Annotated in this window: 14 protein-coding genes and 1 pseudogene; 5 read left to right on the top strand and 10 right to left on the bottom strand. The window is 71.3% G+C overall.

What is annotated here, in order from left to right; genetic code table 11:
- A complete protein-coding gene (gene wzy, locus ACPFP2_RS11940; RefSeq protein ID WP_424088906.1) occupies positions 1–1,269 on the top strand; it encodes an O-antigen polysaccharide polymerase Wzy in 1,269 nt (422 codons plus the stop codon).
- Between the two features lie 76 nt (positions 1,270–1,345).
- Here the strand turns inward: wzy and ACPFP2_RS11935 are convergent.
- Both ACPFP2_RS11935 and ACPFP2_RS11930 read right to left on the bottom strand, forming a co-directional pair.
- Positions 1,346–2,265, bottom strand: a pseudogene (locus ACPFP2_RS11935) (IS30 family transposase).
- A 310-nt stretch (positions 2,266–2,575) separates the two neighbouring features.
- Positions 2,576–3,787, bottom strand: a complete 1,212-nt coding sequence (locus ACPFP2_RS11930; RefSeq protein WP_424088904.1) for a glycosyltransferase family 4 protein — start codon at positions 3,785–3,787, stop codon at positions 2,576–2,578.
- A gap of 728 nt (positions 3,788–4,515) precedes the next feature.
- On the opposite strand from ACPFP2_RS11930, the gene ACPFP2_RS11925 reads away from it, so the two are divergent.
- The 3 genes from ACPFP2_RS11925 to ACPFP2_RS11915 are packed head-to-tail and all read left to right on the top strand — an operon-like array spanning position 4,516 to position 7,663.
- Positions 4,516–5,643 carry a glycosyltransferase gene (locus ACPFP2_RS11925; RefSeq protein ID WP_424088903.1) on the top strand — a complete coding sequence of 376 codons (1,128 nt, stop codon included), beginning with the start codon at positions 4,516–4,518 and terminating at the stop codon, positions 5,641–5,643.
- Between the two features lie 29 nt (positions 5,644–5,672).
- Positions 5,673–6,860, top strand: coding sequence for an NAD-dependent epimerase/dehydratase family protein (locus ACPFP2_RS11920; RefSeq protein ID WP_424088901.1), 1,188 nt, complete (start codon positions 5,673–5,675; stop codon positions 6,858–6,860).
- A gap of 47 nt (positions 6,861–6,907) precedes the next feature.
- Positions 6,908–7,663 carry a sugar transferase gene (locus tag ACPFP2_RS11915; protein WP_424088985.1) on the top strand — a complete coding sequence of 252 codons (756 nt, stop codon included), beginning with the start codon at positions 6,908–6,910 and terminating at the stop codon, positions 7,661–7,663.
- 29 nt (positions 7,664–7,692) lie between these two features.
- On the opposite strand, the gene ACPFP2_RS11910 is transcribed toward ACPFP2_RS11915, so the two are convergent.
- Positions 7,693–8,124, bottom strand: coding sequence for a hypothetical protein (locus ACPFP2_RS11910; RefSeq protein ID WP_424088899.1), 432 nt, complete (start codon positions 8,122–8,124; stop codon positions 7,693–7,695).
- A 393-nt stretch (positions 8,125–8,517) separates the two neighbouring features.
- Positions 8,518–11,019, bottom strand: coding sequence for a Tex family protein (locus tag ACPFP2_RS11905; RefSeq protein ID WP_424088897.1), 2,502 nt, complete (start codon positions 11,017–11,019; stop codon positions 8,518–8,520).
- A gap of 241 nt (positions 11,020–11,260) precedes the next feature.
- Here ACPFP2_RS11905 and ACPFP2_RS11900 point away from each other — a divergent pair, with 241 nt between their 5' ends.
- Entirely contained in the window at positions 11,261–12,772 is a 1,512-nt protein-coding gene (locus ACPFP2_RS11900) for a deoxyguanosinetriphosphate triphosphohydrolase family protein (protein WP_424088895.1), read from the top strand.
- 154 nt (positions 12,773–12,926) lie between these two features.
- Here the strand turns inward: ACPFP2_RS11900 and ACPFP2_RS11895 are convergent, their stop codons facing one another.
- From ACPFP2_RS11895 to ACPFP2_RS11870, 6 genes are all read right to left on the bottom strand, one after another.
- Positions 12,927–13,736, bottom strand: coding sequence for a hypothetical protein (locus ACPFP2_RS11895; protein ID WP_424088893.1), 810 nt, complete (start codon positions 13,734–13,736; stop codon positions 12,927–12,929).
- Between the two features lie 150 nt (positions 13,737–13,886).
- Positions 13,887–15,032, bottom strand: coding sequence for an MBL fold metallo-hydrolase (locus ACPFP2_RS11890; protein ID WP_424088891.1), 1,146 nt, complete (start codon positions 15,030–15,032; stop codon positions 13,887–13,889).
- Positions 15,033–15,126: 94 nt separating this feature from the next.
- Complete coding sequence (locus tag ACPFP2_RS11885; RefSeq protein ID WP_424088890.1) at positions 15,127–16,071, bottom strand: SDR family NAD(P)-dependent oxidoreductase; 945 nt, start codon at positions 16,069–16,071, stop codon at positions 15,127–15,129.
- Positions 16,068–17,252 carry a zinc-dependent alcohol dehydrogenase gene (locus ACPFP2_RS11880; RefSeq protein WP_424088888.1) on the bottom strand — a complete coding sequence of 395 codons (1,185 nt, stop codon included), beginning with the start codon at positions 17,250–17,252 and terminating at the stop codon, positions 16,068–16,070. Before ACPFP2_RS11880 ends, ACPFP2_RS11885 begins: the two co-directional genes overlap by 4 nt.
- A 183-nt stretch (positions 17,253–17,435) precedes the next feature.
- Positions 17,436–18,197 (bottom strand): succinate dehydrogenase/fumarate reductase iron-sulfur subunit, encoded by a 762-nt coding sequence (locus ACPFP2_RS11875; protein WP_424088886.1) that lies wholly within the window; start codon positions 18,195–18,197, stop codon positions 17,436–17,438.
- Positions 18,194–20,131 (bottom strand): fumarate reductase/succinate dehydrogenase flavoprotein subunit, encoded by a 1,938-nt coding sequence (locus ACPFP2_RS11870; protein ID WP_424088884.1) that lies wholly within the window; start codon positions 20,129–20,131, stop codon positions 18,194–18,196. The genes ACPFP2_RS11875 and ACPFP2_RS11870 overlap by 4 nt, the downstream gene beginning before the upstream one ends.
- Positions 20,132–20,133 lie beyond the last annotated feature (2 nt).

Below are 20,133 nucleotides of genomic sequence, written 5' to 3'. Positions count from 1 at the left end.
ATGGATCTGAACAATGTAACGATCATCTGGCTGATATGTGCCGGGGCATTTGCGGTGCCCGCTGTCCTGCTGCTGCGGTCGGGCCGGCGGGACACCCTGCCGTACCTGGCCGCGTTCTTCGCATACTTTGGCCTTGGCCCGGTGGTGAACTTCGCACTCGGCAACAGGATCTACTCCGGCGCGGCGCAGAGCAAGATCGGTCTGGCGGCATTGGGTGTTCTGCTGGCGCTGATCGGGATGCTGATCGTCGGCTTCCTGCTGCCCGCCCGCCGGACCGTACTGGATCGGTCCCGGCTCAACGACACCGGACGCCGCTACCACCTGCCACCGTTCTTGTTTTTAGCCTTGGCGGGCTATGCTCTGGTGGTCATTATCAGCCGAGGAACGGCGGGATTCTCGGGAAGCAAGCTGGAGCGTATTCAGCAGAGTGGGCCATGGCACTACGACTTCCTGCTGGCGCAAATCCTGTGCTGCGCACTCTACTTCACCGCCACGATGACTCGCTTCGGAAAGGTGACGTACTGGATAAATTTTGCCTGCTATGTAACCTACTGTCTGCTAACTGAGGAGCGAGATTTCATCTTTGTGGCGTTTAGCATCCTGCTGCATGTCCATCTCTTCCGCCACCGGCCCATGTCCGTGCGGCTGCTGGCTGCAGGCTCGGCCGGAGCCATAGGTGCGGTCGTCCTTGCAGGTCTTCGAGGTAACCCCCTCGCCGTCGAGGGTGATCTGATTTCCCGCCTCCTGAACGAAGGCAGCACGCTCTTTCCCGATACGTTCGTCATGGCGGCCGTTCCGGATGTCACTCCATTCGCGTATGGCGAGACCTATATGCGAAGCCTGGCCAGTCTTGTCCCAGGCGCCCCGTCGCATTCTCTCGGAGTCTGGCTGGTGGAGGAGTACAACGCTGGCTCGGCGAGCGGGTACGGCTTCTCGCTAGTCGCAGAGGCATACCTGAACTTCGGATTCGTCGGTATTCCCGTCCTCTTTGCATTGTTGACAGTCGTGCAGCGCCGTCTGATAAGTGTGGTAGATAGGGGTCATTGCTACGCGTACGCTAGCGTCCTATTCACGGTAACTTGGATGTACAATTTCCGAGGGGAGAGTCTTGCCTTCCTCAAAACAGCTCTGTACGGCGCTATTCTTTTCGCCGTGGTGTGGCTCTTCTCCACGGCCATTCCGGGCGGAAAGCGTTTCGGGGAGGGTTCCGCTGCACCTTCGCAACCGATGCAGCATCGATCACGTCCGCTGTCGCCCTCGTCAAGTTGAGCACAGACCGATGATTCTCCCTTGATCCCTGGCTCGGCGATCGGTGCTTCCTGCGCTTCGTGCGCAGGAGGCTGATTTAACCGGTCGTCGCAACACCAGCTCGTTGCGAGCGATTGCAGGTGATCGTCGAGGGCTATGGTGGGGGTCTTCCAGTGGAGGGTTGCCGTGGTCGAATGTTGAGGGAGTAGCGACGGCGTTGATTCCTTCGGTGCTCCACCTGGAGAGGTCGGTGCCTTTCGGGAAGTACTGCCCGCAGCAGGCCGTTGGTGTTTTCGTTAATGCCGCGTTGCCAGGGGCTGTGGGGGTCGGCGAAGAACCGCGGGACGGCGGTCTCGACCGTGATGCGTGCGTGCGCCGACAACTCTTGGCGCGGTCCCACGTCAGTGATCTGCGGAGCTGCTCGGGCAGTTGGGTGATCGTCTCGGCGAGGGCGCCGCGGCTCTGAACATAGAGCGCCTGGTAGATCGCCTCATGGCTGATGCGCATGGACTCGTCCTCCGGGAACTCCGCCCTGAGCCTCCGGGAGATCTGCTCCGGGCTCCACCCAATCGTCCATGCCCGATCGGCCTCGTGGGGCTTGTTGCGGCCCAGCCACTGCGGGCCTGCGGGCCGGTAACTGGCCGGCCATCCGCTGTCCGGATCGCACACGCAAGCCGTTCCTGGACGTACTCTCGCAGCCGATCATTGGCCAGCAGCTTCGCGGTCTTCTGCCGGCGTGTTCGACGCTCCGCATGCCACTGCGCGGTCGAAGCCTTGTAGTCCAACCGGTATGTCCTGGTCGAGGCGTTGCGCCGTTACTCCGCGAGATGGTCGACGGGTCTCGGCCGAACTGGCGGGCGATCGCACGACGCCCAAGCCCTGCGACCTCGCCAAGGCGATGTCCTCTCGTTCACTTGTCGACAGATAGCGGCCTGACACCGTCGGCGGCAACGCACGATTCACACCGCCAGCGTGCCGGAACCACCGGATCGCCACCGGCGACGACACACCCGCCACCGCGGCCGCGTCCTCGGGGCCGGATGCAGACCGAGCTGCTCAACCGCCGTCGCCGGCGCACCCGCATCGAACTGGCCAACGCGACCTTCGAGTACCTGGAGATCTTCTACAACCGGCAACGCCGCCACAGCTGACTGGGCATTCTCACCCCGATCGAGTATGTCAGGCTACACCCGATCGCCCTGTGCGTAGCCTGACGCCAACCAACACGGCTCCGAGAAACCCGGGGAACATCAAACCCTGCGGCGAACCGGGGAACCTCACCCCCTCCCTGCCAGACCGGCAAGGCGGCATCTGACAGACGAACTGTTCAGCTCGCTCCCTGCGCCGATTCGACGGCCCTTGTCTGCGCGCTATCGGCGACGCTGGATCGCAGGGCGCGGTAGAAATCGTCGCGTCGGGGGGCAAGCAGATCGGCCGCGTATTGCCGAGCCTGCGTTAGGTTGCGCGCGGAGGCGCCTGCCATCAGCTTCGGATCACGGAGCATGCGGGTGATCGCTTTCGCCAGGGCGGGCGGGTCGTCCGGCGGCACGAGATCCTCGTCGGACAGGAGTTCGGGTATTCCGCCGACCCGGGTGGCCACCGCGGGCAGTCCGCGAGCCATCCCCTCGATGAGCGCCCGCGGAAGCCCCTCGGCCCGGGACGGATGTACGAACAGGTCGGCTGCGTCGAGCTGTCGACGGATCGGCTCGCCGCTGGGCAACGTCCCGAGGAAGCGGACCTGGTCGCCGACCCGTAGGCGTGCGGCCAGTTGCTCCAACTGAGGGCGGAAAAGCCCGTCGCCGACGTGTACGAGCCCGACGTCCGAACCCGCACGCGTCAGGAGCGCCAGCGCCTCCAGCAGAGTGTCGATGCCTTTGTGGGGCCTGGCGAGCGAGCCCACGGAGATCAGAACCGTCCGCCCCGCGGCGGGCCGGAACACGCGTGCGGCGGAAACGAACGCGTCCGTCGGCAGGTCTATGCTCGAGTAGGCGGAGGTCGGCATCCCGGGCCGCGTCGGGTATCGGGCCTGCAATGAGCGTTGGGTGACGTATGAAACGGCTGCGGCCCGCAGGCACTGTTGTTTCATGCGACTCGTGTACCAGCGGCGGAAGAGTGGATTCAGTGGATGACTGACAGCCTTCGGTGAAAGGACGTCGACGGGATCGCCGACCACCTCGAGGGCGTACGGTAGTGAGTTCCTTTCCCGCAGGCCGGCCATTATGGTGCCGATCAGCGACGGCACGCGAAGTATGACCGCGTCGTGCGGTCCGGCCGCTGCGGCCACGCTGCGGTGAACGGCACGCCTGACAGTTAGGTACTCCCGCGGGCCCAGGTAATAGGGTATGCCCCATACCTCGACGCCAGGGCCGTCCACGCGGCGGGCGTCGTCGCCGACCTCAGGTGTGTTCTGGACGCGTGCCACTATCCTGACCTGGTCGAAGGCTGACAGATAACGGGTCCAGAACGAGTAGCTCGGACCCTCGACCGACCAGACCGCGCCATCCGGCGTCCTGGAGAACCGGGCCTCGACGGTAACCACGACCCTCACGCAGCACCCCTTCGGGCAGTTGCCCGGTGCGGCCGCTCAACAGCCACATGACACATCTGCGGCACTCCTTCTCGATTCACCTGGAGAAACTCCTCTGCTCCATGGGTCTCACGATGCGAACGCTCCCCTGAGCAGGCCCCCCAACACCATCTGTAACGACGCACCGGGCGTTCCGGCGTGCCGTGCGGCTCGACGTGCTGGGCCGGCTGTGCCGGCGTCAGTGCGGCAGCGACGCTTCTGGGCATGGCGGCGGGCCCGGGGTCACACGAATCCCCTAACTGCTTGTCGGAATCCTCTCGGTCCACCCCTGGTTTTCACGTTCCCGGGGGGCCGGAATCCGTTTTCTTGGTCTCGATATCTGTGCGCCGCTCATGTTCGACGCAGCTCCTGGTGAGGCGGAGCGGGCCGGCCGGGGGTGATCGCCGGTGGCGCGCGAATGGTCGTCGTGGACCTGGGTGAAGTCCGACGAGATCGGTCAGCGCAGGTGCATTCTCAGTGGGGCGACACGGCTGCCTCGTGACCGCGCCCACTGTGCGAACCGGCGCTGCGGCAGTGCCCGTGCACGCAGCTGTCGCGCCGTCACGACCAGCGGTCCGGTTGGTCGTTGACCCAGACGAGATGTGAACTACGACGAGAAGGCCCTTTCATGAGTGAATTGACCACAGTGGCGTTTCCGCACCGCGGTTGGTGGGCGTACCAACAGGCCGAGGGTCGGCGACGTGGCTGAGCGGGACCACTGCGTGCTGTTCCTCGCCGCGCTGGGCACGACGCTGGAGTCCCTCGTCGCGCCGGTGTCCCGCGCGCTCGCCCCGCACGGGTTCCGCAGAGTGGCGGTGGCGGGCAGGGGAACGGTGCCGCTGTCGCTGCAGAAGAGCTTCGACGAGGTGTACGAGATCACCCCGTTCCGGCGGGAAGGCGTGCGTACCGTTGCCCGGGCCGGTCGGGACCTGACCCGCATCGTGCGCTCCGAGCGGCCGCGTCTGCTGCACCTGAACACTCCGTACGGGATCGCGCTCGGCCGGGTCGTCGCCCGGGTGACCCGAACTCCGCACGTGGCGGTCGTGCACGGGACGCTCTTCGGCAGCGCGGACCGGGCCGGGCGCCTCTTCTCCGCGGTGGAGCGCGCGATGTCCCGCCTCACCCCGACGTACGTGGCGGCGAACCGTGGTGACCAGCAGATCTATCAGCGGCTGGCCCCGGGCGCGCAGGTGCACCTCGCGCCCTGCGGGGGAGCGGGGATCGACCCCCTTCGACTGCGTTCGGACGGGCTGCCGCGGCTGCCGCGGCAGGGCCGCCCCCCGCGGGCGCTGGTGCTCGCCAGGCTGACGCCGGACAAGAACATCGACCTCGCGGTCGAGGCCTGGCGACTGGCGCGGCGGTCCGTGCCGGATCTTGAGCTGCGGATCGTGGGGTCGACCGCCCCCGGCGAACCGTCGTGGCATCCGCCGGAGGAGCCGGGCATCACCCGGGCCGGCTGGACGGCGGAGCCAGGAGCCGAGTTGGCGGCCGCGGACGTGGTGTTGTCGACCAGTCTGCGCGAGGGCTTCGGGCTTGCCGTGGCGGAGGCCCTGATGATGGGTACGCCGGTGGTGGCGGTGGACAACCGGGGCATCCGCGCGGTCGCCGACGGGGTGTTGGAGGGCATGACGCTGGTCCCGCCTCGGGCTGCGGCCGTCTCCTCCGCCCTGCTGACGCAGTTGCGCGCACAGACGGTGAGGTTGCGGTCGGAGACGATGGACGCCTGGTCTCAGGACCATGTGGCCGCGTACTACGTGGAGCTGATACTGGATCTCCTTGGGGCGGAAAGCAATCTGATCCCACCCGGTTCATCGGCTTTCGTCCGCTAAGCGGCGTTCCGGTCTGATAGGACATATTCGTGAAGATTTGCGACTCCCTCTCGAACGCCGGCGGCGCCAGTCCGACCGAACTCGCCCGCCCCCGCGTAGCCGTCACCGGCGCGGGAGGGTTCCTCGGCTGGCACGTACGCGTTCTCGCCCAAGCGCTGGGCTGGCCAGAGCCCGTGGTGCTCAGCCAGGCCGACCTGGCAGCCCCCGAGGTCGTGGCCGCCCGGCTCGAAGGGGTCGACCGCGTCCTGCACCTGGCGGGGGTCAATCTGGGTGACCCGACGGAGGTCGTCGCGGGAAATGTGAAACTGGCCGAAGCGCTGGCGCAGGGCCTGCGTCGCTCTGCTCGGCCACCGGGTTCGGTGGTCTTCGCAAATTCCGTGCTCGCCGGCAACGGTACGCCGTACGGCGATGCCAAGGCGATGGCCGCCGCCACGCTGACCGACGCCAGACCGGACCTCCTGGACGTTCGACTGCCCAACCTGTACGGCGAGCACGGCCGGCCCTTCCGGAACGGGGTCACCGCGACGTTCTGCGGGGTCCTGGTCAACGGGCGCGTACCCGAGGTGCACGAGGATCGGGAGTTGAGGTTGGTGCATGTGACGGATGCCGCCGCACGGCTGCTCGGAGCCCCCGCATCCGGGACGTGGGACGCGGCGATGCCAGCAACCGCGATCACCCTCCCCGAGCTGGCCCGGCGTCTCTCCGGCTACGCCGGCACCTACCGCCGGGGAAGCCTTCCCTCGTTGCCCGACCGGTATGCGGTCCGGCTCTTCAACACCTATCGATCCCACCTGGTTCCCAGTCGGCATCCCCTCCTGCCGGCACCTCGTGGAACCGCAGACCAGGCGCTCAGGGCGATGTCGGCTGACGCCGAGGGCACGGGTGAGGTTCACCGTTCGACCGTGCGACCCGGTGAGCGTCAGGTCGGCCGTTTCCACCTGGCGACGGTGAGGCGCATCCTCGTCCTCGACGGCACGGCGGAGATCGTGCTCCGTCGCGTCGGCCACCAGGCGGTCGTCCGCCTGACCGTGGCAGGCGAGGAGGAGGTGGTGGTGGTCGACGTTCCGACGATGTGGGAGTACGAGATCGCAAACCCGGGCGCGGACGATCTGGTGATGCTCACGTGGACCAACGCCGTTGGGGACCAGGTCCGCCTGGACACCTATCCCGACGCTGCGGCTGCCCCGGAGCGAGATCGGGTTCCGGTGGTGGCGTGAGCAGACGTTCGCTGGACTTTCTGGAGGACTCACCTGTGCAAGAACGCATCTTCGAGAACGCCGGTGGCCGATGTTCCGGCTCTCTGCTCACCCTCGAGGCCGCACCGCTCCCGCCTCTGCCGTCCACTCGCCGGTACGACCGGTACAAGCGGATACTCGATGTGGTGGGGGCGGCCGTCCTGCTGATCCTCACCGCCCCGGTCCTGCTGGCCGTCTCGCTGGTGGTACTGGTGACGCTGGGCCGGCCGGTCATGTTCCGGCACCCTCGCCCCGGCCGTGACGGTGAGCTGTTCCAGATGGTGAAGTTCCGCACCATGCGGCCCGTCGACCCGGCCCGGGGCCTGGTGGCTGACGCCGACCGGCTCACCCGCGTCGGCAGGTGGCTGCGGGCGTTCAGCCTCGACGAACTACCGGAGCTGTGGAACGTGCTGCGCGGCGACATGAGCCTGATCGGGCCACGCCCGCTGTTGATCCGTTACCTCGACCGGTACACCCCGGAACAGGCCCGCCGGCATGAGGTCCGTCCGGGAATCACCGGCCTGGCCCAGGTGCGTGGCCGCAACAGCCTGAGCTGGGAGGAGAAGTTCGAGTACGACGTCGAGTACGTCGACAACCGCTCGTTCCGGTTGGATCTGAGGATCCTCGCGGCGACCGTACGGGTGGTGCTCTCCCGCGAGGGCGTCTCCGCGCCCGGGGTCGCCACCGGCTGCGAGTTCCTGGGCACGGCCGCCCACCGATCGGATGCGGGGATGTCGTCCGGCAGCGATACCGGGCCGGACGGAATTCCGGTCCTGCCGGTCTGAAACGGCGCGACGACCGGCCCGCCCAGGCGTCAGCGCCCGTCGTCGCCGTCCGCCAACCGTCGGTTGAGCAGAGCCCGTAGCGGGATCGACTCGCCGTCCCGGCCGCCCTCGCCGACCACCAGCGGCGCCGCCGACGGCGACGGCTCCGCGCCGAGCAGCCGTGCCCGCAGGCTGGACGGCACGGTCAGCAGGTAGAAGCGGCCGTCGACGCCGACCGCGCGGGTGCGCGCCCGGTCGAGGTACCAGCCGCGCAGCCGGGTGCGGTAGCGGCTGCGACCGTCGTACCCGAGGGCGGTCAGCCGGGCCGGGCGCAGGCCGCGCCGGGTCGCCTCGGCGACGAACGCCGCGACCAGTTCGGCGGCCTCGGCGTGCTCGGCGGCGCGGCGCGCGTCGGCCGCCGCCGCGTGCGCCCGCACCGCCCGCTGCCGCTGTTCCCGCCAGGTCCCGTCCGGGTCGTCCACACCGAGACGGTACGCCCGTGCGCCCGCCTCGCCCCCGGTCGGGTCCCGCATCCGGCGTACCGGACGTGCACGGGCAGGACCACGGTGCGCGGTGCTGGCCCCGGCGTCCGCCTCGCCCCCGGTCGGGTCCCTGCGCCGGTCCGCCGGGTGCGGGACTCGACAGGCGCGCACGGGCAGGACCACGGCGAGCCGGCGTGTTGACGGCCCCGGCGCTCGCTGCGCCGCAGCGGCGAGGTAGCGGCCGGGGAGCTCGCCGGCACCACCGCCACCCGCGCACACGAAAGCGCGGCGCAGGAGGAGCCGACGGTGGTGGACGTGCCGCGGGAGCCGGGGCGGCGAGGTGGTGGCCCGGGCGCTCACTGCGCCGGGGTCACCGTCATGGCCGCTGCGGGATCAGGCCAGTCCGGCCCGGCGCAGCGCCTCGGCCATCGCGTCGTTCAGCGGCGCGGGCGCGCCCCGGCCCTGCCGCTGCTGCGGCCCGCCGCGCTGTCCGCCCCGGTCACCCCGGCCGCCACCGCGTCCGCCCTGATCCCCGCGCTGCCCACCGGCGCCGCCCCGGGCCGCGCCGCGTCCACTCTGGTCCCCGCCCTGACCGCCGGAGCCGCCGCGCGGGCCGGAGCCGCCCCGCTGGCCGCCGCCCTGCTCGCCGCGCTGGCCGCCGCGCTCGCGACGCCCGTCACCGCCCGCCGGACGACCGGCCCCGGCCGGGGCCTCGTCGTCCAGCCGCAGGGTCAGCGAGATCCGCTTGCGGGGCACGTCCACGTCGAGCACCCGGACCTTCACCACGTCCCCGGACTTGACCACGTCGCGCGGGTCCTTGACGAAGGTGTGCGACATCGCCGACACGTGCACCAGGCCGTCCTGGTGCACACCCACGTCGACGAACGCGCCGAAGGCGGCCACGTTGGTGACCACGCCCTCCAGCACCATGCCCGGGGTCAGGTCGCTGATCTTCTCCACCCCCTCGACGAAGGTGGCGGTCCGGAACTCCGGCCGGGGGTCACGGCCCGGCTTCTCCAGCTCGGCGATGATGTCGGTGACGGTGGGCAGGCCGAACGTGTCGTCGACGAAGTCGGTGGCCCGTAGCCCGCGCAGGATCGCCGACTTCCCGATCAGGGAGCGCAGGTCCTGCCCGGTGGTGGTGAGGATCCGCCGCACCACCGGGTACGCCTCCGGGTGCACGCTGGAGGAGTCGAGCGGGTCGTCGCCGCCGGGGATGCGCAGGAAGCCGGCGCACTGCTCGAACGCCTTCGGGCCGAGCCGCGCCACCTTCTTCAGCTCCGACCGGGTGCGGAACGGCCCGTTGGCGTCGCGGTGCAGGACGATGTTCTCCGCGAGCCCCGCGCCGATGCCGGAGACCCGGGTGAGCAGCGGCGCGGAGGCGGTGTTGACGTCCACGCCGACGGCGTTGACGCAGTCCTCGACGACCGCGTCGAGCGAGCGGGAGAGCTTCACCTCGGACAGGTCGTGCTGGTACTGCCCGACGCCGATCGAGCGGGGGTCGATCTTGACCAGTTCGGCGAGCGGGTCCTGCAGGCGGCGGGCGATCGAGACCGCCCCGCGCAGCGACACGTCCAGCCCGGGCAGCTCCTGCGAGGCGTACGCGGAGGCGGAGTAGACCGACGCGCCGGCCTCGGAGACCACCACCTTGGTCAGCGTCAGCTCCGGGTGCCGCTTGATCAGGTCACCGGCCAGCTTGTCGGTCTCCCGGCTGGCGGTGCCGTTGCCGATCGCGACCAGTTCGACGCCGTGTGCCCCGGCCAGCTTGGCCAGCGTGTCGACGGAGGCGTCCCACTGCCGGCGCGGCTCGTGCGGGTAGATCGTGTCGGTGGCGACCACCTTGCCGGTGGCGTCGACCACGGCCACCTTGACGCCGGTGCGCAGCCCCGGGTCCAGCCCCATCGTCGGCCGGGCCCCGGCGGGCGCGGCGAGCAGCAGGTCGCGCAGGTTGGTGGCGAAGACCCGCACCGCCTCCTCCTCGGCCGCCTGCCACAGCCGCATCCGCAGGTCCGCGCCGAGGTGGATGAGGATCCGGGTACGCCAGGCCCAGCGCACCGTGTCGGTCAGCCACCGGTCCGCCGGGCGGCCGGCGTCGCCGACGCCGAATCGGCCGGCGATCGCCGCCTCGTACCGGGTCGGGCCGGTGACCGGGGCGTCGGCGTCACCGTCGGACTCCGGGTCCATGGTCAGGTCGAGCACGCCCTCCTTCTCGCCCCGGAACATCGCGAGGATCCGGTGCGAGGGCAGCCGGGTGTACGGCTCGGCGAAGTCGAAGTAGTCGGCGAACTTCGCGCCGGCGCTCTCCTGGCCGTCGCGTACCCGGGAGACCAGCCGGCCCCGCGACCACATCTGCTCGCGCAGGGTGCCGATCAGGTCGGCGTCCTCGGCGAAGCGCTCGATGAGGATGGCCCGCGCCCCCTCCAGCGCGGCGGCGGCGTCCGCGACGCCCTTGTCGGCGTCCACGAAACCGGTCGCCGTCTGACGAGGGTCCTGCGTCGGGTCGGCCAGCAGCGTGTCGGCCAGCGGCTCCAGCCCGGCCTCGCGGGCGATCTGCGCCCGGGTCCGCCGCTTCGGCTTGTACGGCAGGTAGATGTCCTCCAGCCGGGACTTCGAGTCGGCGGCCATGATCTGCGCTTGCAGGGCCTCGTCGAGCTTGCCCTGGCCGCGGATGGACTCCAGCACCGCGGCCCGCCGCTCGTCCAGTTCCCGCAGGTAGCGCAGCCGCTCCTCCAGGGTGCGCAGCTGCGCGTCGTCGAGCAGGCCGGTGGCCTCCTTGCGGTAACGCGCGATGAACGGCACGGTGGCGCCGCCGTCGAGCAGTTCCACGGCCGCCCGCACCTGACGTTCGGCGACGCCGAGCTCGTCGGCGATCCGCTGATGAACAGACTGGGTCACGATCTTGATCCGCCTTCGCTGTGGGTTCCGTGCTGCATTCTGCCGCCCGCCCCCGACGCCGCCCACCACCCCCGTCGCTTCGCGCGGCGTCCGGGCCGCCGGCGTGCCGGGCCGGGCTGCGCGCCGCGCTGGGCGGGGCTGCGCGCCGCGCCGGGCCGGGCGCGGCAGGTCCGTGCCGCGAAGGCGGCGGGCGGGACGGACCCGTCGCTGGTCGGGCGTCCGCTGCGCTAGCGTGGCGATCATGGACCAACCTGCGGATCCGCGGGCCCGTCGGCTCTTCGGTGGCAGCGCCCGTGCGCTCGGGGACCTGGCCGCCAGCCCGTTCCGGGCCGACCGGGACCGGATCGTCGCCTCGCCCTTCTTCTCCCGGCTGAACGGCGTCACCCAGGTGATCAGCCCGGGCGGGTCCGGCCTGCTGGTGCACAACCGGCTCACCCACAGCCTCAAGGTCGCCCAGGTGGCCCGGGCCGTCGCCGAGCGGCTCACCGCCGACGAGCGCCATCGCGACCTGCTGGAGAAGCTCGGCGGCTGCGACCCGGACGTGGTGGAGGCCGCCGCGCTCGCCCACGACCTGGGCCACCCGCCCTTCGGGCACCTGGGGGAGCGGGTGCTGGACCGGCTGGCCCGGCAGCGGCTCGGGCTGGCCGACGGCTTCGAGGGCAACGCCCAGTCGTACCGGATCGTCACCAGCACCGAGATCCGGGGGGCGGCCACCACCGGCCTCGACCTGACCGCGGCGGTCCGCGCCGCGATGCTGAAGTACCCGTGGACCCGGCTGGACCACCCCGACCCGCACCCCCGGCACCTCGACCCCGCGCCCCGGGGTGCCGCCGCCCCGCCGGACGACCCGGAGAGCGGCTCGGCGAAGTTCGGGGCGTACCGCACCGAGTTGGCCGACCTGCGGCAGGCCCGGGAGCCGTTCGTCGGGCGCATCCCGGACTGGCAGCAGACCGTCGAGGCGTCGGTGATGGACACCGCCGACGACATCGCGTACGCCATCCACGACGTGGAGGACTTCTACCGGGTCGGGGTGCTCCAGCAGGGGGCGGTGGCCGCCGAGCTGATGGCCTGGCAGCGTGAGGGCGGGCACCTGCGGGCGGTCACCGACGCGGCGCTGACCGGCGCGGCCCGCCGTCCCGGCTCGGCGATCGAGCGGCTGCGCCGCCAGCTGCACCGCAAGGACTCGTGGATCGCCGATGACGAGGCGTTCGCCGCCGCCGTCGAACACGTCCGCCAGGAACTGGTCGAAGGGCTGCTCGCGCTGCCCTTCGACGGCTCGATCGAGGCCGAGCAGTACGTGGCCCGGTTCTCCGCCCGTTGGACCACCCGCTTCGTCGACGCGATCGGGGTGACCGCCGAGCCGGACGTCCGCTCCGGCCACGTGCTGTTGGCGAAGGCGCAGTGGCACGAGGTGCAGGTGCTCAAGTTCGTCCACCACCGCTTCGTGCTGGCCCGCCCCGACCTGGCCCTGCACCAGCGCGGCCAGGCCCGGCTGCTGGGCACCCTGGTCGAGGCGCTCTGGGAGTGGCTGCTCGACCCGGAGGAGGAGTCCCGGCTGCCCCGCCGGCTGCACGACCTGGTCGAGCTGGCCGAGGCGGAGCTGCACCCGCGTACCCCGGACCGGATCGGCCGGGCCCGGGGCCGGGCCATCATCGACTTCGTCGCCCAGCTCACCGACGGGCAGGCGGTGGCGATGCTGGACTCGCTCTCCGGCCGGTCCGGCGCCCTCTGGACGGACGCCTTCGTGCTCTGACCGCCGCGCCCGTCCCGGTCGTCCGCCGCGCCGGCCGCCCCGCGGGCCCGCCGGCGTCGGCCGTCGAGCGCTCCGCTGGTGGCGGCCTCCCGTCGAGGTCGCCACCAGCGGGTACGTCAGGCGCCCGCTCGCCACCGGCGGGCCGGTGGCGGAGTCACCAGGGCTCGGGAATGTTGATCGCCAGGCAGCGTCGGGTGCCGGGGACCGGCTGGTAGCAGGCGGACGCCTCCAGGTTGTTGGTCAGGTCGAACCGGTGGAAGGACGTGCTGCCGCCGTTGGCGCAGGTGCCGCCGCTGGTGGTCACCCCGCCGGTGACGCTGGCCGTGGCGCAGCCGACCGTGGTCGCCGTCTTCTGCACCGTGTTCAACGAGGAGCGCTCGTCCGTCCCGTTGTGCGCGCCGTACCCGGTGAGCCGGACGCCGGGGCGGGTCACCGTGTACTGGAACGCCGTGGAGGTGTAGTACGACCAACTGCCGCCGGTGCCGACGGTCCGCATCTCCGGATCGGCCGACGAGCCGGGGATGTACATGGCGAAGCCCTTGTCCTGGGTGTTCGTGCCGGGGACCGTCCGGTAGACGATCACCAGCAGGCCCTGGCTGAAACTGCCGGTCGAGTACGTCAGGTAGCTGCCGTTGACGCAGGTGGTCCGGTCGGCGACGTAGCCGACGCCGTAGGCGTAGAGCAGGACCCGGGCGCAGCGGCCGTCGTCGGCGGTGTCCTCGATGGTGCCGACCGTGGTGCTGGTGCCCGCGTTGTCGGTGGCGTAGCCGGTCAGCCGTACGCCGGGCACGGTGCCGGCGTACTGGTAGGCGGTGGGGTGGTAGTAGCTCCACGAGCCCGACCAGCCGGTGCCGGAGGGCAGCGCGAGCGCGGGCGAAGCGGGCAACAGGACGGTGACCAGTGCGGTGACCATGGCCGCGGCCAGCAGCGCGCCGGTCGACCGCCGGCGGGGGTGGGTCCTCATCGGCTCTCCGATCTCCACGACGGGCGGACGCCCGTCGTCACGGATCAGAGTGGCCGAGGGGATCGACGGCGACGCCCGCTCAGTCCCGAAGTGGACAGCCGGATCCGCGTCGGTCGCGCCGCGCCGGGGGCGGTCTCCCGCCGGGGTACGTCAGGCGACCGCCTGCCACCAGCCGTCCACCGGCGGCGGGTCGTCGACCACGACCCGCTCGCCGGGACGGGGCACCGCGATGCGCACGTCGCGGGCCTTCGCCTCGGCCCAGAGCCGGTCCACCGGTTCGGCCCAGTCGTGCAGGGCCAGGTTGAACGTCGCCCAGTGCACCGGCAGGAGCAGCCCGCCGCGCAGGTCGAGGTGGGCGGCGACCGCCTCCTCCGGGAACATGTGGATCGCCGGCCAGGCCCGGTCGTACGCGCCGATCTGCATCAGCGTCACGTCGAACGGCCCGTGCTCGGCGCCGATCTCGGCGTACCCGTCGAAGTAGCCGGAGTCACCGGTGTAGAAGACCTTCCGGTGCGCCCCGGCGACCACCCAGGAGCTCCAGAGCGTGCCGTCGCGGCGCAGCCCTCGGCCGGAGAAGTGCTGGGCGGCGGTGGCGAAGATCTCCAGCCCGCCGACCCGGTGGCTCTCGGACCAGTCCAGCTCGACGACCCGCTCCGCCGGTACGCCCCAGCGGTCGAGGTGGGTGCCCACGCCGAGCGGCACCACGAACGGCGCGGACTGCCGGCGCGTCAGCTCCTGCACGGTGGCCATGTCGAGGTGGTCGTAGTGGTCGTGCGAGATCAGGACGGCGTCGAGCGGGGGCAGTTCGTCGAGGCGGAGCGGGGGTTCGTGCAGCCGCTTCGGCCCGACGCTCGCCGACGGTGAGCAGCGGTCGCTCCACACCGGGTCGAGGAGCACCCGGTGCCCCTCGATCTCGATCAGGGTGGAGGCGTGGCCGTACCAGACGATGTCGAGGTGGCGTTCGGTGGTGGTCGCCGCCGCGGGGGTGGGGCGCAGCAGCGGCACCGGGGCCGTCGGGCGGCGGCGCTGCTTGCCGAAGATCAGCTCCCGGACCAGGTTGCGGCCCGGATCGCCGGTGGTCATCGTCCGGATCGGCTCCCGGTTGTGGAAGGTGCCGTCCCGGAACTGCGGGGAGCGGGCGGCCCGTTCCGCCCGGGCGCCGGTGAGCCGACCGCCCAGCGCCGCCGGCACGTCCCGCGCCGCCCACGCCAGCCCGGCCACCGCGGCCAGCCCCGCCATCCGCCACAGCCGCCCGCCGATCGCCCGGTCCAGTGCCCGGTCCGCTGGTGCCCCCATCGCCTTCGTCCCCTCCCGCCGTCCTCCGCAGTACACGGTATCCACCGCGGCACCCCCGTGCCGGCGATGCGGTGGCGGCGGGCGCGCTGGGCGGTCAGCGGAGGCGGCGGAGCGCCGCCGCGCCGGCCGACGCGGCGGTGCCGCCGACCGCGCGGACCAGCCCCGGCAGGTCGGGCAGCCAGCCACCCCGGACCGCCTCGCCGGCCGGGTTCGGTCGGAAGACCACCCCCTCGGTCGGCGGGACCGCCCGGTTCGTCAGACCGCCGAGGCGCATCAGCGGCCCGACCAGCACGTCGTAGACCGCCGGCAGCGCGGTGAAGCCGACCCGCATGACGACGTTGAGCCGCCCCACCGAGATCTCCCGGCGGGGCCGGTCGGCGCATCCCACGATGGCCCGGGCCACCCGCTCGGGGGTGGTGATCGGCAGCGGCGGCCGGCCCACCCGGCCGACGTAGTTCGCCGCCTGCTGGTAGGCCGGGGTGTCCACGCTGCCCGGGGTGACCAGGCAGACGTGTACGCCGGGCAGGTCCCGGGCCTCCTGCTGCAACGCCCGGGCCAGTCCGTGCAGCCCCCACTTGCTGGTGACGTAGCCGCTCATGTAGGGCGCGGTGATGTGCCCGAGCACCGACCCGGTGAGGATCAGCGTGCCGCCCCCGGCCGCCCGGAAGTGCCGCAGCGCGACCCGGGCGGCGCCGGCGGCGGCCAGCAGGTCGGTGCGGACCACCTGCTCGAAGACCTCCGCCGGGATCTCCTCGAAGCGCCCGTACGCCATCACCGCCGCGGTGTGCACCCAGACGTCGATCCGGCCGAACTGCTCGACCGTCGCGGCGGCCAGCGCGTCGAGCGCGCCGGGCGCGGTGACGTCGGTGGGCACGTCGCGCACCTCGGCCCCCGCCTCCTCGCACTCCCGGCGCACCTGCGCCAGGATCTCGGGGGAGCGGGCCGCGAGGACCAGCCGGTCCCCGCGGCCGGCGAACTCCCGGGCGGCCGCGCGGCCGATGCCGCTGGTCGCCCCGGTGACCACCACCACCCGACTCACGGGGCGAGCACGACCTTCACGCAGCCGTCCTCCTTCTTCTGGAACATCTCGTACGCCTTCGGCGCGTCGCCCAACGGCACCCGGTGCGTGCGCAGGTCCTGCACGCCGAGCGGGTCGTCGTCGCCGGAGAGCAGCGGCATGATCTCGTCGGTCCAGCGGCGTACGTGGCACTGGCCCATCCGCAGCTGGATGCCCCGGTCGAACATCTCCATCAGCGGCATCGGGTCCACCTCGCCGCCGTACACGCCGGAGATGGAGACGGTGCCGCCCCGGCGGACCGCCTTGAGCGCGGCCTTGAGCACGACGAGGCGGTCCACGCCGACCCGGTCGGTCATCGCCTGGGCCAGCTTGTCGGGCAGCAGCCCGGCGGCGGTCTGTGCGACCTTGCCCAGCGGGGCGCCGTGCGCCTCCATGCCCACCGCGTCGATCACCGCGTCCGGACCGCGCCCGTCGACCAGGTCGATCAGCGTGCCCGGCACGTCGTCGAGCTGGCTGACGTCGAGCGTCTCGATGCCGTGCCGGCGGGCCATCTCCAGCCGCTCCGGCACCAGGTCCAGCCCGATCACCCGGTCGGCGCCGAGGTGGCGGCCGATGCGGGCGCAGAACTGCCCGACCGGGCCGAGACCGAAGACGGCCAAGGTGCCGCCGGGTGGGGTGTCGGCGTACTTCACCGCCTGCCAGGCGGTGGGCAGGATGTCGCTGAGGTAGAGGTACCGCTCGTCCGGCCCGGTCTCCGGGACCTTGATCGGGCCGAACTGCGCCTGCGGGACCCGCAGGTACTCGGCCTGGCCGCCGGGCACGGAGCCGTAGAGCGAGGTGTAGCCGAACAGGGCCGCGCCCTTGCCCTGGGCAGTGACCTGGGTGGTCTCGCACTGGGCGTAGAGCTGTCGCCGGCACATCCAGCAGTCGCCGCAGGAGATGTTGAACGGGACGACCACCCGGTCGCCGGGCTTGAGCCGGGTCACCCCGGAGCCGACCTCCTCGACGACGCCCATCGGCTCGTGCCCGAGGATGTCGCCGGGCCGCAGGTACGGGCCGAGCACCTCGTACAGGTGCAGGTCGGAGCCGCAGATCGCGGTCGAGGTGATCCGGACGATCGCGTCCGTCGGCTGCTCGATGCGGGGGTCCGGTACGTCGTCCACCCGGACGTCACGCTTGCCGTGCCAGGTCAGTGCCTTCATGCCTGTCTTCCCCTCTCGGTGCCGTCCAGGGGGACTGCTACCCGCAGCGGGCAGGTTGAACCGGCGAGGCCGGCACGCCCCGGGTCGGCCCGGGTGGGCCGTTGCGTTCCCGGCGTACCCCGGCCGAAACGCCGACCGCCGCACCCCGGAAGGGATGCGGCGGTCGGTACGCGGACGGCGGCGTCAGGAGCCCGGGGTGTTGCCCCGCTTCGTCGTCGCCAGCAGGTAGTCGCGGTTGAGCCGGCCGATGGTGTCCAGCGGGATGCCCTTCGGGCAGACTGCCGTGCACTCACCGGCGTTGGTGCAGCCGCCGAAGCCGGCCTCGTCGTGCGCGTCCACCATGCCGATCACCCGGGTGTAGCGCTCGGGCTGGCCCTGCGGCAGCAGCGAGAGCTGGGTGATCTTGGCGGCGGTGAAGAGCATGCCGGAACCGTTCGGGCAGGCCGCCACGCAGGCGCCGCAGCCGATGCAGGCGGCCGACTCGAAGGCGGCGTCGGCGTCGGCCTTGGGCACCGGGGTGGAGTGCGCCTCGGGGGCGCTGCCGGTCGGGGCGGTGACGTAGCCGCCGGCGGCGATGATCCGGTCGAAGGCGTTGCGGTTGACCACCAGGTCCTTGATGACCGGGAAGGCCCGGGCCCGCCACGGCTCGATGTCGATCGTCTCGCCGTCGGAGAACTGCCGCATGTGCAGCTGGCAGGCGGTGGTGCCGCGCTGCGGCCCGTGCGCGTCGCCGTTGATCATGAGGCCGCACATGCCGCAGATGCCCTCGCGGCAGTCGTGGTCGAACGCGATCGGCTCGTCACCGGTAAGGATGAGCCGCTCGTTGAGCACGTCGAGCATCTCCAGGAACGACATGTCGGGGGAGACGTCGTCGACCTGGTAGGTCACCATCCGACCCTTGTCCTCAGGGCCCTTCTGGCGCCAGATGCGCAGGGTCAGATTCACTTGTAGCTCCGCTGCGTGGGGTGGACGTATTCGAACTTCAGGTCTTCCTTGTGCAGCACGGCCGGCTCATCGGTGCCGGTGTACTCCCAGGCGGCCACGTAGGCGAACCGGTCGTCGTCGCGCTGCGCCTCGCCGTCGGGGGTCTGGTGCTCGGCCCGGAAGTGGCCGCCGCAGGACTCCTCGCGGTGCAGGGCGTCGATGCACATCAGCTCGGCCAGCTCGAAGAAGTCGGCCACCCGGCCGGCCTTCTCCAGCGACTGGTTGAGCCCCTCGCCGTCGCCCGGGACGCGGACCCGCTGCCAGAACTCCTCGCGCAGGGTCCGGATCTCGTCGATCGCCTTGCGCAGGCCGGCCTCACTGCGCTCCATGCCGCAGTGCTCCCACATGATCTGGCCCAGCTCGCGGTGGAACGAGTCCACCGTCCGGTCGCCGTCGACCGCGAGCAGCCGGGTGATCCGGTCCTCGACGTCGCGGCGGGCCGCGACCGCCTCCGGGTGGCCGGCGTCGACCTTCTCCAGCGGGCCGGACGCCAGGTAGTTGGCGATGGTGCTGGGCAGCACGAAGTAGCCGTCGGCCAGGCCCTGCATCAGCGCGGAGGCGCCGAGCCGGTTCGCGCCGTGGTCGGAGAAGTTCGCCTCACCGATCACGAACAGGCCCGGGATGGTCGACTGGAGGTCGTAGTCGACCCAGAGGCCACCCATCGTGTAGTGCACGGCGGGGTAGATGCGCATCGGGACCTCGTACGGGTCCTCGCCGGTGATCCGCTCGTACATCTCGAAGAGGTTGCCGTACTTGGCCTCGATGGCCTTGCGGCCGAGCCGGTCGATCGCGTCGGCGAAGTCGAGGTAGACGCCGAGCTTGGTCGGCCCGACGCCCCGCCCCTCGTCGCACACGTTCTTCGCGGCCCGGGAGGCGATGTCCCGGGGGACCAGGTTGCCGAAGGACGGGTAGATCCGCTCCAGGTAGTAGTCCCGCTCGTCCTCGGGGATGTCCCGGGGGCTGCGGTCGTCGCCCTTGGCCTTCGGCACCCACACCCGGCCGTCGTTGCGCAGCGACTCGCTCATCAGGGTCAGCTTCGACTGGTGGTCGCCGGAGACCGGGATGCAGGTCGGGTGGATCTGCGTGTAGCAGGGGTTGGCGAAGTACGCGCCCTTGCGGTGCGCCCGCCAGGTCGCCGTGACGTTGCAGCCCTTGGCGTTGGTGGAGAGGTAGAAGACGTTGCCGTACCCGCCGGAGGCGAGCACGACGGCGTCCGCCATCTCGGTGCTGATCTCGCCGGTGACCAGGTCCCGTACGACGATGCCCCGGGCCCGGCCGTCGACGACGACCAGCTCCAGCATCTCGTGCCGGGCGTTCATCTCCACGTTGCCCAGGCCGATCTGCCGCTCCAGCGCCTGGTACGCCCCGAGCAGCAGCTGCTGGCCCGTCTGGCCGCGGGCGTAGAAGGTGCGCTGCACCTGCGCGCCGCCGAAGGAGCGGGTGTCCAGCAGTCCGCCGTACTCGCGGGCGAACGGCACGCCCTGCGCCACGCACTGGTCGATGATGTTGACCGACACCTCGGCCAGCCGGTGCACGTTCGACTCGCGGGAGCGGAAGTCGCCGCCCTTGACGGTGTCGTAGAAGAGCCGGTGGATCGAGTCGCCGTCGTTGCGGTAGTTCTTGGCCGCGTTGATGCCGCCCTGCGCGGCGATCGAGTGGGCCCGGCGCGGGCTGTCCTGGTAGCAGTAGGACCTGACCCGATAGCCCTGCTCGGCCAGGGTCGCCGCGGCGGAGCCGCCGGCCAGGCCGGTGCCGACCACGATCACGGTCATCTTGCGGCGGTTCGCCGGGTTGACCAGCTTGGCCTCGAAGCGGCGGCGTTCCCAGCGGGTCTCGATCGGGCCCTCGGGAGCCTTGGCGTCGGCGATCGGGTCGCCCTCGGTGAAGAGATCCATGG

This window comes from Micromonospora citrea, assembly GCF_049629545.1.
GTDB lineage: Bacteria > Actinomycetota > Actinomycetes > Mycobacteriales > Micromonosporaceae > Micromonospora > Micromonospora citrea_A.
The sequence above is the reverse complement of the archived record's forward strand: the minus strand, read 5'-3'. Positions and strand labels throughout refer to the sequence as shown.